Origin of the sequence: Longilinea arvoryzae, assembly GCF_001050235.1 — a bacterium.
In the GTDB taxonomy this organism is placed as follows: Bacteria; Chloroflexota; Anaerolineae; order Anaerolineales; family Anaerolineaceae; genus Longilinea; species Longilinea arvoryzae.
Genome location: NZ_DF967972.1, coordinates 2,595,765 through 2,609,044, shown reverse-complemented (window position 1 = coordinate 2,609,044; position 13,280 = coordinate 2,595,765). Strand labels below are relative to the sequence as shown.

The window sequence follows — 13,280 nt, the reverse complement described above, 5'->3', positions numbered from 1 at the left end:
TGTCAATTACTAACTATTTTTATAACCATTTTGTAAGGTATTTACCCTAACTGACGGTCAACGATTCAATAACCGGATTTGTCAGGCTACCGATGCCTTCGATGGTCACTTCGACGTTGTTTCCCGGTTCGAGGGGACCGATGCCGGCCGGCGTGCCGGTCAGGATGACATCCCCTGGCAACAGCCGCATGATCGAGGAAATGAACGCAACCAGTTGCTGGACGGTAAACACCATATCCCGCGTGGAAGCCATCTGGCGAATTTTCCCATCGACACGGCAACTGATCAAAGCATCCGCGGGGTCGAGTTCAGTATCGATCCAGGGCCCTAACGGGCAAAAAGTATCGAACCCTTTTCCGCGCGTCCATTGTCCGTCGCGGCGCTGTAAATCGCGCGCGGTAACGTCATTGGCCGCAGTATACCCTAAAATGTAGTCGGACGCCTTGTCCATCCCGATCCAGCGGCCCTCCCGGCCGATCACGATGGCGAGTTCTGCTTCATGCTCCACCAACTGGCTTTGGGGTGGAATTTCGATCGCGGCGCCGGGACCAATCACGGCGGATGGTGGCTTTAGAAACAGGAGCGGGATTTCGGGTACATCGAGCCCCTGTTCGCGGGCATGGTCTGCAAAATTACGTCCCACGCAGATAATCTTGCTGGGAACGACCGGCGCCAGCAAGGTCACGGCGCTCAACGGCAGAGTGGCTTCGAGGCGGCGGTATTCATCGAAGATCGATCCGTCGATCGGACCAACTTTCTCTTCATAGATCCATCCGTAACGCGGGGCATCATGGCCTGTTTTATATCGAATAAAGCGCATTCTTCGTTCCTGTTCAGAAATTTCAATTCTAGTTTAACATATCTTGATCGTTTTGCAGGTGGGTCGCCGGTATAATTACTCCGAAGGAGAGAAAAAAAATGAGTGCAAACCTGAGTCCCAGCGCTCAGCGCGTTCAACAGGCCATTCTGGATCGGGGTTTTCAATGCGAGGTGGTCGAATTGCCCGGTTCGACTCGCACCGCTCTGGACGCCGCAAACGCAGTCGGCTGCGAGGTCGCGCAAATCGTCAAGTCCCTCGTGTTCGTCACCGCCCAGACGCACCTGCCCATCCTGGCGCTGGTCAGCGGAGCCAACCGGGTCGATGAAAACCGGCTGGCCGAAATCGTGGGCGAACCAATCTGCAAGGCGGACGGGGACTTCGTCCGGGCTCAAACCGGTTTTGCGATCGGTGGTATTCCGCCGCTTGGACACACCCACCCTTTGAGGACGTATATCGACGCAGACTTAATGAGCCTGCCGGAAGTCTGGGCGGCTGCGGGTACTCCGCACGCCGTTTTTTGCCTGCAACCCGCCGAACTGCTCGCGCTAACCGGCGGCGAAGTGGTAAAAATCGACTAAAACCTTAACGATTTCGGTTCCTTCCGGTATAATAAGCACCATTGGGCGGGTAGCTCAGTTGGTTAGAGCACATCTCTTACACAGATGGGGTCGCAGGTCCGAGTCCTGTTCCGCCCACACGAAAAAACCTCCAGAAGATGGAGGTTTTTTGTCAGGACCCCCTCCGGTTCGCGTTGAATTCACCAGTTTGGGTCAAACCAGGGAACGGCATCGCCAGATTGTCGATTCGATTATGCGGTTTGCACTCCGCCAGGAGCGCCCGTAAGCCTGCGCGAGCGCTCCTGACAGTCGAACCTATTATGCGGGTAATTGTTCTTTCAATCCGGCCAGCACCTTTTCAGGATAGGCAGGCAGATGGCGAATGCGCACACCGGTTGCGTTGTAAATGGCGTTGATGACCGCCACGTGCGGTGAAGTCAGCGGCAATTCGCCCACGCCGGCTGCACCAAATGGACCTTCGGGACGGTTGGTTTCGAAGTAGTGGATGTCGAACTTATCCGGAATGTCCTTGGCGTACGGGATGCCGGCGCCCAGCATGGTGCTGTGTTTCTCGATATCCTCGAAATCTTCAGAGAGCGCCAGGCCAATGCCCTGAGCCACACCGCCGTAAATCTGGCCGTCGACCACCAGCCGGTTATTGATCTTCCCGACGTCAGCCATCACGGTCATGCCCTCGACGGTGGTCTTTCCGGTCCGGGTGTTGACGTTGACCTCCGCCATGAAAGCGCCATACATATAAACTGCGAATGGCCTGCCCTGACCGTTCTCGTCGCAATTGGAATTCATCGAAGCGCTCCACTTACCCTTGTAGCGCAGGGGCAACTTTTCTGCCACCATCTCGTCATACGAACGGAAGGTGCCATCCTTTCGGGTCATGGCAGAAACCAACTGCTCACACCCATTCTTGATGGCATTGCCGATGACGACCTGGCTGCGGCTGCCGCCGGAGGGTCCGCCATTCGGGGCCAGCCCCGTATCATTGAGAGTTAATTTGATCTTATCCGGCGTGATTCTCAGAGGCATCAAGGCCCGGTGCGCCGTACCGAGAACGCCCATATCCGCGCCCTGACCGTGGTCCTGCCAGGTGGTGTAGACGGTCACCCCATCTTTGGTCAATTCGATATCCGCATCCGCGCCGTCGACGCCGTCCAGGCCGCAACCGTAGATGCCGATGGTCACGCCCACGCCCTTCTTATTTTCGGGCGTGGATTCCTGAGCGGCTTTCTCCCTGGCAGCTCGATAGAGCGGGCGGAGTTTTTCGAGCATCTCCGGCAGGGAGTAGACTTCGGGTTCCTGGCCGGTTGGGGTGGTGGCACCGGGCCGGTAGACGTTGATATAACGGAATTCCAGCGGATCCATACCGACCTTTTCAGCCAGTTCATCCACCAGACTCTCGGATGCCAGGAAGGATTGCGGCGATCCGTAGGCGCGGAATGCCGAGCCCCAAACATGATTTGTGCAGACGGTCTGCCCGCGGCCGCGGATGGCCGGGATGTTATAGCCGGCGCCAATATATTGCGCGCCGCGCAGGGTCAGCAGATCGCCGAATTCGGAGTATGGACCATGATCGACCAGAAAATCGTGCTCCATCGCCAGGATCTTTCCATCCTTGTCGGCGGCCATCTTGATGTCGATGAAGAACGGCGAACGTTTTCCGGTGTACTGCATGAATTGCTGGTAATCGTATTCCAGATAGACCGGACGGTTGGTTGCCACGCAGGCTACGCCCAACAACGCTTCCATGGTCGGGCTAAATTTGTAGCCGAAGGTACCGCCGGCCGGGTTTTGGATCAGGCGCACCTTCTCGGTCGGCAAGCCGATTCCAGGGGCAATCATGGCCTGATGCAGATACAGTCCGATCGACTTGGAGTGGATGGTCAGGCGGCCTTCTTCGTCGAAATAAGCAAAACCCATATCCGATTCGATGGTCAGGTGGGGCTGGCGTTGCAGGTAGAAACTGTCCTGAACCACGTAAGGTGCCGATTCCATGATGGGTCGGGTGTCGGGACCTTTGACGACCTTTTGTTCAAAATAGATATTCGGTGTTCCAGGATGGATTTCGATGGCATCGTCAGCTATGGCCGCCGGCGCGCTCATGTAGGCCGGCAACAATTCGAGTTCGACCTTGACTTTTTCAGCCGCGGCTTTGGCCTGTTCGATCGTATCGGCGCAGACAATGGCGATAGCGTCGCCATACTGGTACACCTTGGCGTCGCACAGAATCGGGCGGTCCCAGCCGTCGCCTTTGTTGGTCGAGAAAGTGATCAAACCGGTGATGCGGTTCTTGCCTTTGACATCCTTATGCGTGACGACCTTGAAGACACCGGGCATCTTCTCAGCTTCGGATGTGTCGATCGAAAGGATGTTGGCATGCGAGACCTTGGCCTGCACCAGCGCCAATTGAAGCGTATCCGGCGGCAGCTTCAGCCCCAGGTCCTGGCCATAATCGATTGTGCCGGTGACCTTGGCATTGGCCGTGGGCCGCGGATATTTACCTCCCCAGATCTGACCGTCGGCCGGTAGTTTATATTCCAAATCCTCGAGCTTCATTTCACCGCGCAGAACCTTGCCGGCAGCCATGATGGCATCCACGATTGGTTTGTAGCCCGTGCAGCGGCAGGCATTGTGGTGGCGGGTCAGCCAGGCGCGCACATCTTCCCGGGTTGGATTGGAGTTGCTATCCAGCAGGGCCTTGGCCGAAACGACCATGCCCGGCGTGCAAAAGCCGCATTGGGCCGCGCCGAAGACTGCGAACGCCACCTGGATCGGGTGCATTCTCTCGGGCGTGCCGATGCCTTCCACCGTCGTGATTGCAGCTCCGTCCGGAACGCGGTTCATCTTCGTCACGCAGGCCAGGGTGAGCTTGCCATCCAGGATGACAGAACAGGCGCCACAGTGGCCATCGTTGCACGATACTTTCGTGCCGGTGAGGAGCAACTGTTTGCGCAGAACGTCAGCCAGGCTGGCTTCGGGGTCAACAATGAGAAGCTTGCTGACTCCATTGACAATGAGCAGCTTTTTCAACATGGTGCCTCCAGGTTCCCTATTCGGATGTATTGGATTGAATATTGGGGAAGTGGTGAGGTTAGCCCAAAAGGGGAGATGGAGTGCGCAATATTGCAAACCTCACCTGCTAAATAATAGCATGTAATCCATCCTATATCAATTGTTATATTACAATTATACATTATCGAATTTCTAAACGATCCAAACTTACTGTTCGTAAACCAGGCCACGCGATCATCCTATCCTTTTAATAATCCCTTTTCCTGTCGAATGTAACCTTTCATTTTTTATGAGCATTTCCCTACTTGTAAATAATAATGAGAATCGTATAATGATTACATAACTGGTTGGTACGTCCCTAGCAGTTCTCCCTCAAAAAACCATGATAAATCTAAATAGAGACACCGTCGTTCCGCTGTACCATCAACTGTCTGAGATACTCAAGGAGCTAATCCAATCGGGTCAAATTCCGGCTGGCACGAAGCTCCCCTCTGAACGCGAGTTGATGGACAGGTATCATCTCAGCCGAAACACCGTTCGCCAGGCGATCGACCTCCTCGTTCATGATGGCTTTGTCTACCAGGATCACGGGAAGGGCAATTATTCCATCGGACCGTTCCTGAACATTCAATACCGCATCGACACCTTTGTCGAACACAGTGAATTCCTGCGCCGGGTCGGCAGCACTCCCACGTATAAGAATTTTGGGACGGATGAGATCGTCGCGCCCGAGGAAGTCCGAAAGGCTTTGCGGTTGGGCGAAAACGAGCTGGTGGTTTGCTTCACCAAGCTTTTCTTTGCCAATAACGAACCAGCTATTCTTACACTCGACTACCTTCCCCGAAAATTATTAGGGGACAATTACGATCGCACCGGATCCGGCGATGCCTACATCCGTCTTCTGGAGGAGATCAACGGGCGCATGGTGAAATTCACCCTTTCGGATATCGTCGCAATGAACGCAACCCAGGAAATCGCGGAATATCTCAATCTGACTCCGGGATCCTCGATTCTCTTATTTCAGGAAACATTCCTGGATCCAAGTAAGAATGTCCCCCTGGGATTTGCGAGTAACTACTACCATCCGAACATTCATTTTCGGATTCTCAGGCATCGTTTGAACCCGTAAGGGGTTCAAACAGGATTATCGAGAGGAGAGTGATGATTTTGGATTACCATCGGGCAATTTCGATCGATGAAGCGGTCCTCCTCCTTCAAAGGCCGGAAGTACGTACACTTCCACTTGGAGGTGGAACTCATCTGTCTTCGATCGATGAACCGGATTTTGAGGTTGTAGATCTTCAGGATTTGAACCTGGATACCGTCTCGATCGGCGACGATTCGCTTACGCTTGGCGCGACACTCAGTCTTCACAAGCTCTCGCAGTTAGCTGAGATTCCGGATGGACTTCGGGAAGCGATCATCCACCATCAAAATTATAACTTGCGCCAGGTGAGTACGATCGCGGGCGAGCTCATTGCAGCCGATGGGCGTTCGCCACTCTGCACGATGTTTCTGGCGGTCGACGCCCTGTTGAAATGCTATCCCCCGCAATTGGTCGTCTCTCTCGAGAAGGTGCTGCCTGAGCGCTACTCCTGGTTATCCGGCAAGGTAATCTCGGAGGTGGTGATCCCCAAATCGGTCCGCTTGACCTATGACGCGGTTTCCCGGACGCCGGCCGACAATCCAATCGTGTGCGTCGCCATCTGTCAGTGGCCTTCCGGCCGATCCCGGATTGTAGTAGGCGGGTTTGGCAAGGCGCCAATCGTTGTCTATGATCAACCCACTCTCCCGGAAATCGACCAAATCGATTTCGCCATTCCGGATGCAAACGATGATTGGGCAAGTTCAGAATATCGTGAAGCAATCACGAAAGTACTCATTCGAAGAGTTCTCCAGAGTCTGAGAGCATGATGCCCATGGAAATCTCGATCCTTTTAAACGGTATTCAACGGAGATTCGAAGTAACTCCGGGTGAAAAATTATTGAGTGTCCTGCGACGAAGCGGGTTTCGAGGTGTAAAATCCGGCGGATGCACCCATGGAGAATGCGGAGCTTGCACGGTATTGATGGACGGAAAGCCTGTTAGCTCGTGCATGTTACTCGCCGCCCAGGCTGATGGGCATGCCATTCAGACGATCGAAGCTCTCGGGCAGCAGCCCGACCAGGGCTGGAAAAAGACTGCCGGCGCCGATCCGATCCAACAGGCGTTTATCGAAACCGGCGCGGTTCAATGCGGTTACTGCACACCGGGTCAAATTCTTGCCGCGAAAGCCCTGTTACAAAAGAACCTCCATCCCACGGAGGCGGAAGTAAGGGAAGCTTTATCGGGCGTACTCTGCAGATGCACCGGATATCGGAAGCCCGTGCAAGCCGTCTTGCGGGCAGCCGGTGTCCTGCGGGGAGAAAAACTAGCCCCGTTTATAGCCAGCAATTCTTCGAAGAAGCGATATCAACGGGTTGGAAACGCGGAGAATAAAATCGATGCGTTCAAACTTGCCCTGGGGAAACCCGTCTTTACCGATGATGTCGAACTGCCAGGCACATTGATTGCCAAAGTCCTGCACAGTCCATACGCGCATGCCCGGATCAAGTCCATCGACGCATCGAAGGCGCGAGCGCTCGAAGGAGTCGCAGCCGTCCTCACCTGGAGGGACCTGCCCCGGGTCGTCTATTCCACCGCCGGGCAGTCCGATCCGATCCCGGGTCCTCTGGACTCTTTTTCCTTGGATAATAAAGTGAGATTTGTCGGGGATCGGGTCGCATTTGTTGCTGCGGAGACTGAGGAAATTGCTAAACAGGCTTTGGGCTTGATCGATGTTCAGTACGAAGTATTGCCCTCCGTGCTGGATCCCGAGCAGGCCACCCAAGAGGGCGCCCCGGTCATCCATGACGAACCGGAATATCAGAACTTCTCTCAATCGAACCCCCGGAAGAATATTGCCGCGCAGATGCGCATCGATATTGGGGATGTCGAGCAGGGTTTTCGGGAAGCAGATCTGATCGTCGAAGGGGATTATGAAGTCCCGAAGGTTCAACAGGCTCACATCGAGCCTCATGTCGCCATCAGTTATTGGGATGAAGATGACCGGTTGGTCATTCGCACCAGTACGCAGGTGCCTTTTCACGTCCGGCGGCAGCTTGCCCCAATCCTGGGCCTTCCTGTAAAACGCATCCGGGTGATCAAACCCCGCATCGGCGGTGGTTTTGGCGGAAAACAGGAAGTTTTGCTCGAAGATGTCGTTGCCCACCTCACCATTGCCACAGGCAGGCCGGTGAAATACGAGTATACCCGGGAGGATGAATTCATCGCAAGTCGTTCCCGGCACCCCATGCGCTTTCATATGAAAACCGGGGTGAAAAAGGATGGAACGATCACCGCAAATGAAATGTATTGCCTGAGCGATACCGGGGCTTACGGTTGCCACGCCTTGACCGTGACGGGAAATTCCGGTCACAAACCGATGGCACTTTACGTGGGCGACGGGAAATACCGCGAGAACCCCAATATCCGCTTTTATGCAGATGTCGTTTACACCAACCATCCGCCAGCCGGCGCCTTTCGGGGATATGGCGTGCCCCAGGGCTTTTGGGCTGTGGACCGACATTTGGAGAAGGTTGCCCATCGTATCGGTATGGACCCGCTTGAATTCCGGCTGAAAAATGCAATCCGGAAGGGAGAATGGCAGCCGTCCACCCGCGAATGGAGTGAGGGCCACTCTCCCAAGGCCGAACGAATCCAATCGATCGGTCTCGAGGAATGCGTTCGCCAGGGGAAGAAAGCCATCGACTGGGATAACAAGTATGGCAACCCGGAATGGCACACCGTTCCCGGCAAGGAATATTTGCGCCGGGGGATCGGCGTTGCTTTGGCGATGCACGGTACGGCTATCTCCTATGTCGATATGGGAAGCGCAAGTATCAAGATGAATGAAGACGGTTCATTCAACCTGCTTATTGGCGCCACCGATCTGGGCACGGGTTCGGATACCGTGCTGGCCCAGATGGTCGCCGAAGTGCTGGGGGTTCCGGTGGAAGACCTGATCGTCTATTCCTCCGACACGGATTTTACGCCCTTCGATAAAGGCGCTTACGCCTCCAGCACCACCTACATCTCCGGCACCGCGGTCGCCAAAGCCGCTGAAAAGGTTGCGGAGCAGATACGGAGACGCGCAGCCCTTTTGTTGAATGAAAAACGGACCGGAGAACCGGTTGAGGCTAACCATATTCACCTCCAGGATCGAATGGCAAGCGCTCCCGATGGCCGTTCCGTCACCTTTGCTGAAATTGGCCTGGATTCGCTGCATCATTCCCAGCAGGAACAGATCATGGCGGTCGCCTCGCATGTTTCACCTGTTTCGCCGCCTCCCTTTGCTGCCCAATTTGCGGAAATCACGGTGGATATCCAGACCGGACAAATGAAAGTGGACAGACTCGTGATCGCTGTCGACTCAGGGACGATCATCAATCCCGTAACTGCGGAAGGGCAGATCGAAGGTGGGGTCGTTCAGGCCCTCGGATACGCGCTCTGCGAAGAAATGAAGTACGACTCCCAGGGTCAGCCGCGCGAACGAGATCTATCCGATTATCACATCCACCGCGCCAATGAAATCCCCGACCTGACAACAATTTTCGTCGAAACCTTTGAACCCTCCCATCCGTTTGGCGCAAAAGCAACCGCGGAAATTCCGATGGATGGCGTTGCGCCCGCGATCGGCAATGCGTTGGCCGATGCCTGCGGCGCTCAAGTCGATACCATTCCGATCATTCCCGAGCGAACCTGGCGTTCCATCCGGGATACGGAAAATATTAAAAGGTAAACCTTATTGATTGGAAATCGGGTAAATCCTGGAAAAGAAAGAAGGTGGTTACTGATAAGTCGGATGAAATCTTGTAAATGACATCACACCTGATTGGAATTTCGTATTCCTGGAAGACGAAGAGACTGTCGAATCAGGTCCCAATCCCCCCGAATCTGGAACATGCACCCTAAAGGAGATCTAATGGTTCAGAACAAGTTGTATTTCAAGCTGTTTTCACTGTTGATCCTCTGCGCAGTTGTGCTCACGGCATGCAGCCCGGCTGCCCAGGCGACGACAGCTCCGCAGGCCACCGAGCCCGCCGCAGCGGCAGCCACTTCGGCGCCGGCCGCCGCGAAGCCTACATTGAAAGTTGCCATGGCCTTGCCAGGTCCAATTAATGATAATGATTTCAATACCGTTGGCTACACCGGTCTGAAAAAGGCCTGCGAGGAAATGGGCATCGAATACACCTACGTCGAAAAGGTGGCTGATGCGGATGTAGAACGCGTGCTACGCGATTTCGCGTCACGTGGCTACAATTTGATCTTCGCTCACAGTTTCTCTTTCGCGAGTGCTGCCTTGGCCGTTGCGAAAGATTACCCCGACATCACCTTCATGGTCGCCGGATCCGGTTTCGAACTCAATCCTAACATGGGTTCGTATGATAACCCGGATTACCAGGGTGCTTACCTAGCCGGAATGCTCGCAGCCGGAACCAGCAAGACCGGTGTTCTTGGCTGGGTGGATGGAAACCCCGCTCCGAACATGCTCGCGAACCTCCACGCATTCGAAGACGGCGCCCAGGAAGTGAATCCCGATATCAAAGTCCTGCACACTTTTATCGGGAGCTGGTATGACCCGCCCAAGTCCAAGGAAGCTGCCATTGCCCAGGTTGAACAGGGCGCTGATGTTCTGAGCGCTCAGGGTGTTGGCGTGATTGATGCGGCCGTCGAAAAGAAGGTCTGGGTGATTGGCGCCATGACCGATCAGAACCACCTGGGCCCGGATGTCGTCTTGACGAGCGTCCTGTGGGACATCTACCCCGTGGTCAAATCCATGATCACTTCGGTGAGCGATGGTACCTGGGAAAGCAAGACCTACAACTTCGGCGTCAAGGACGGCGCAGTGAAATTCAGCGACTTCCACGGCCTGGATACGAATGTGCCCGCGGAAATCATGCAGAAGGTCAACGATAAGCTTTCCGCTATCCAAAACGGAACCTTTGAAGTGCCCTTCGACACCTCCGAAGTCCAATAAGCGTTTCTCAAGAGGGCGGTGGATTAAATTCACCGCCCGATCAAACAAGCCCTTCCTTCTCTTTGATCCTACATCGAGAAGGAAGGGCAGACCAAGACCAAGCCCTCATCCCAAACGGGAAGTCCATATTTCCTTTTATTGTGTCTGGACATTTTCTAATGAGTTCAATACCCGAAATTGAAACACCTACGGAAGACGAATTCCTCCGGATTCGCGATATCGTCGTTCGGTTTGGGTCTTTGATCGCCAACGACCATATCAACCTGGATGTTCAAAAAAACCAGGTCCATGCGTTATTGGGTGAAAACGGGGCAGGGAAAACCACCTTAATGAAAGTACTGGCTGGCCTGGTCAAGCCGCGGAGTGGAGAGATCTTCCTGGAAAACCAGAAGGTCGAAATTCATTCTCCGGAAACAGCCATGCATCTCGGAATCGGAATGGTTCACCAGCATTTTATGCTGATCCCGACACTGACCGTTGCGCAGAATGTTTCTTTAGGTTTGAAATCCGTTGGCTACCCCTTCCCCAATATTCGGAAAGTCGAAACACAGATTTCTGAATTGGCAGATCAGTTTGGCCTGGGAATTGACCCGCAAATCAGGGTTTCTGAACTTTCAGTCGGAGCTCAACAGAGGGTAGAGATCATTAAGGCTTTATTCCGAGGCGCGCGTTTACTTATTTTGGACGAACCCACTTCCGTCTTGACTCCGCAGGAGACGGAAGGATTATTTCAAGTGATTAACAGTCTGGTTCAGAAAGACACCTCGGTCATCTTTATCAGCCACAAATTGAACGAGGTTATGACCATCAGCAATAAGATTACCATTCTTCGCCAGGGAAAGGTTGTAACGACCCTGCCAACTGCGAAGACGAACCCAGAAGAGCTCGCCCGCCTGATGGTGGGGCATGAAATTGCCGGCCCGAAGGTCACCCCGTCAGCTACATCCGATCGCCGTCCCGTCGTCGAAATTCAGGGACTCGAATATACAGATCAACGCAATTTGAAGATCATCAAGGGAATTGACCTGGACATTCACGAAGGCGAAATCCACGGCATCGCGGGGGTGGACGGGAACGGGCAGGATGAATTCTCGCGTATTCTGGCGGGATTGCTGATCCCCAACCGGGGCAAGATTCTGCTCAATGAGAAGGATATTACCCGGGCCACTCCCATGCAGCGCATCAAAAATGGAATGGCGCATATCCCCGGCGACCGCCAGCATATCGGTTTGATTATGGATTTTACAGTGGCGGAGAATTGCTACCTGGTGGTCAGCCAGCAGGCGCCCTATTCGCGCTGGGGACTCATGAATTACCGTGAGACGGGAAAACTCGTCGAGAATATGATCAAAACTTATGATATCCGCTGTTGGGGCTCACGCCAAATCGCCAGTACGCTTTCAGGCGGCAACCAGCAGAAATTGATATTGGCTCGAGAACTTTTCCGCCGCCCCAATTTCATCATCGCTATGCAACCGACCCACGGCCTGGATGTGGGCGCAACCGAATACGTCCAAAACATGCTGATCGCCCAACGCGAAAGAGGGGCCGCCATATTATTGATTTCTACGGAACTTGACGAAATCACCGCGTTATCGGACCGGGTATCCGTCATGTACGAAGGAAGGATTATGGGCACAGTCTCCAGAGGGCAATACCAGAAAGAACAACTCGGTTTGTGGATGGCAGGGAAAAGTCTATGAAAACCGAATCACAGGATGAACGCCTCGCGCCGAAGAAGAAACCTGTCATCGAATGGAAGGATTTGAAAGTCATCATCAGCCCGGATTTGACGACGAGCATCATCGCCATTCTTCTGGCGCTGCTGGTTGGAGCAGGGTTAATCGCCAGCCTGGGATTCAACCCCCTGACTGCCTACAAGACTCTGTTGGATGGGGCCCTGGGAAACAAGAACAGTATCGCGGAAACCCTGATCCGGGCCATTCCGTTGGCGCTGGTGGGCGTGGGGGTCTCGATCGCCTTTCGCGCCGGGACTTTCAATATCGGCGGTGAAGGCCAGTTATACCTGGGCGCGGCTGCGGCAACCTGGGTCGGACTTCAATTTGCCTATCTGCCGCACATACTGCTTCTCTTCTTGATGATACTGGCCGCAATGGTGGTCGGCGGAATCTGGGCATGTATCGCCGGTATTCTAAAAATCCGGTTCAACGCCAGCGAACTGATCAACACGATCATGATGAACTACATCGCCATATTCTTTGTGAACTATCTGGTTCACGGGCCGATGAAGGAACCCGGTTCTCCGCTCGGGCAATCATCGCCCCTGGCTTCACAGGCTCGCCTGGCGATCTTGTTACCCACGACCCGGCTGCATACCGGCCTGTTGATCACGATATTTGTCGTTATCGTTGCCTATGTACTGTTGTGGCACACCACCTGGGGCTTCCAGATCCGGGCCAGCGGGAAGAATCCGATCGCGGCCTTGGCCGCTGGGATCAACGTCAACTGGGTTGCCCTTTCGGCATTCGCCCTGAGTGGAGCCCTGGCGGGCCTGGCCGGGTTTTGTGAGGCGGCGGGCGTCCAACACCGCATGCTGGAGAATATTTCACCGGGTTACGGGTATACCGCGATCGTGGTGGCGTTGCTCGGACAGACCAACCCCACCGGCGTCCTTGCCGCGGCGATCATGTTTGCCGGCCTCCAGGTGGGCGCCAGCACCATGGAATCGGCAATCGGCGTCCCCAGCTCTATCGTTACGATCATCCAATATCTAATTGTGATCTTCATTATTGGCCGCGGTGCTTTGGATTTGGTCCGGCGGAAGATTTCTCCCGCAAAAGAACGGAGCAAATAACG

The 13,280-nt window shown here is 54.3% G+C and carries 9 protein-coding genes and 1 tRNA gene; 8 read left to right on the top strand and 2 right to left on the bottom strand.

Features of this window, described 5'->3' with window-relative positions:
* Nucleotides 1-46 precede the first annotated feature (46 nt).
* Nucleotides 47-820 carry a fumarylacetoacetate hydrolase family protein gene (locus tag LARV_RS11525; protein ID WP_075073771.1) on the bottom strand — a complete coding sequence of 258 codons (774 nt, stop codon included), beginning with the start codon at nt 818-820 and terminating at the stop codon, nt 47-49.
* Between the two features lie 98 nt (nt 821-918).
* On the opposite strand from LARV_RS11525, the gene LARV_RS11520 reads away from it, so the two are divergent.
* Together LARV_RS11520 and LARV_RS11515 are read left to right on the top strand one after the other, a co-directional pair.
* Nucleotides 919-1,398: a YbaK/EbsC family protein gene (locus LARV_RS11520; protein WP_075073770.1), complete on the top strand. Its 480-nt coding sequence runs from the start codon at nt 919-921 to the stop codon at nt 1,396-1,398.
* A gap of 43 nt (nt 1,399-1,441) precedes the next feature.
* Nucleotides 1,442-1,515, top strand: a tRNA-Val gene (locus LARV_RS11515).
* 180 nt (nt 1,516-1,695) lie between these two features.
* Here the strand turns inward: LARV_RS11515 and LARV_RS11510 are convergent.
* Nucleotides 1,696-4,425, bottom strand: a complete 2,730-nt coding sequence (locus LARV_RS11510) for a molybdopterin-dependent aldehyde oxidoreductase (RefSeq protein WP_075073769.1) — start codon at nt 4,423-4,425, stop codon at nt 1,696-1,698.
* 361 nt (nt 4,426-4,786) lie between these two features.
* Between LARV_RS11510 and LARV_RS11505 the strand changes: the two genes are divergently transcribed.
* The 6 genes from LARV_RS11505 (at nt 4,787) to LARV_RS11480 (ending at nt 13,278) form a co-directional block, all read left to right on the top strand.
* On the top strand, nt 4,787-5,533 hold the full coding sequence (locus tag LARV_RS11505) for a GntR family transcriptional regulator (protein ID WP_075073768.1): 747 nt from the start codon (nt 4,787-4,789) through the stop codon (nt 5,531-5,533).
* 38 nt (nt 5,534-5,571) lie between these two features.
* Nucleotides 5,572-6,318 (top strand): FAD binding domain-containing protein, encoded by a 747-nt coding sequence (locus LARV_RS11500; RefSeq protein WP_172797854.1) that lies wholly within the window; start codon nt 5,572-5,574, stop codon nt 6,316-6,318.
* Nucleotides 6,315-9,224: a molybdopterin-dependent oxidoreductase gene (locus tag LARV_RS11495; RefSeq protein WP_330219115.1), complete on the top strand. Its 2,910-nt coding sequence runs from the start codon at nt 6,315-6,317 to the stop codon at nt 9,222-9,224. The genes LARV_RS11500 and LARV_RS11495 overlap by 4 nt, the downstream gene beginning before the upstream one ends.
* A 183-nt stretch (nt 9,225-9,407) precedes the next feature.
* Complete coding sequence (locus LARV_RS11490) at nt 9,408-10,463, top strand: BMP family protein (RefSeq protein ID WP_172797853.1); 1,056 nt, start codon at nt 9,408-9,410, stop codon at nt 10,461-10,463.
* 158 nt (nt 10,464-10,621) lie between these two features.
* Nucleotides 10,622-12,166, top strand: a complete 1,545-nt coding sequence (locus LARV_RS11485) for an ABC transporter ATP-binding protein (RefSeq protein WP_075073766.1) — start codon at nt 10,622-10,624, stop codon at nt 12,164-12,166.
* Nucleotides 12,163-13,278, top strand: coding sequence for an ABC transporter permease (locus LARV_RS11480; RefSeq protein WP_083522516.1), 1,116 nt, complete (start codon nt 12,163-12,165; stop codon nt 13,276-13,278). The genes LARV_RS11485 and LARV_RS11480 overlap by 4 nt, the downstream gene beginning before the upstream one ends.
* Nucleotides 13,279-13,280: the final 2 nt, after the last annotated feature.

Coding starts and splice junctions, on each gene's coding strand:
- LARV_RS11525 (WP_075073771.1), bottom strand. CDS start 820: ATGCGCTTTATTCGATATAAAACAGGCCATGATGCCCCGCGTTACGGA.
- LARV_RS11520 (WP_075073770.1), top strand. CDS start 919: ATGAGTGCAAACCTGAGTCCCAGCGCTCAGCGCGTTCAACAGGCCATT.
- LARV_RS11510 (WP_075073769.1), bottom strand. CDS start 4,425: ATGTTGAAAAAGCTGCTCATTGTCAATGGAGTCAGCAAGCTTCTCATT.
- LARV_RS11505 (WP_075073768.1), top strand. CDS start 4,787: ATGATAAATCTAAATAGAGACACCGTCGTTCCGCTGTACCATCAACTG.
- LARV_RS11495 (WP_330219115.1), top strand. CDS start 6,315: ATGATGCCCATGGAAATCTCGATCCTTTTAAACGGTATTCAACGGAGA.
- LARV_RS11490 (WP_172797853.1), top strand. CDS start 9,408: ATGGTTCAGAACAAGTTGTATTTCAAGCTGTTTTCACTGTTGATCCTC.
- LARV_RS11485 (WP_075073766.1), top strand. CDS start 10,622: ATGAGTTCAATACCCGAAATTGAAACACCTACGGAAGACGAATTCCTC.
- LARV_RS11480 (WP_083522516.1), top strand. CDS start 12,163: ATGAAAACCGAATCACAGGATGAACGCCTCGCGCCGAAGAAGAAACCT.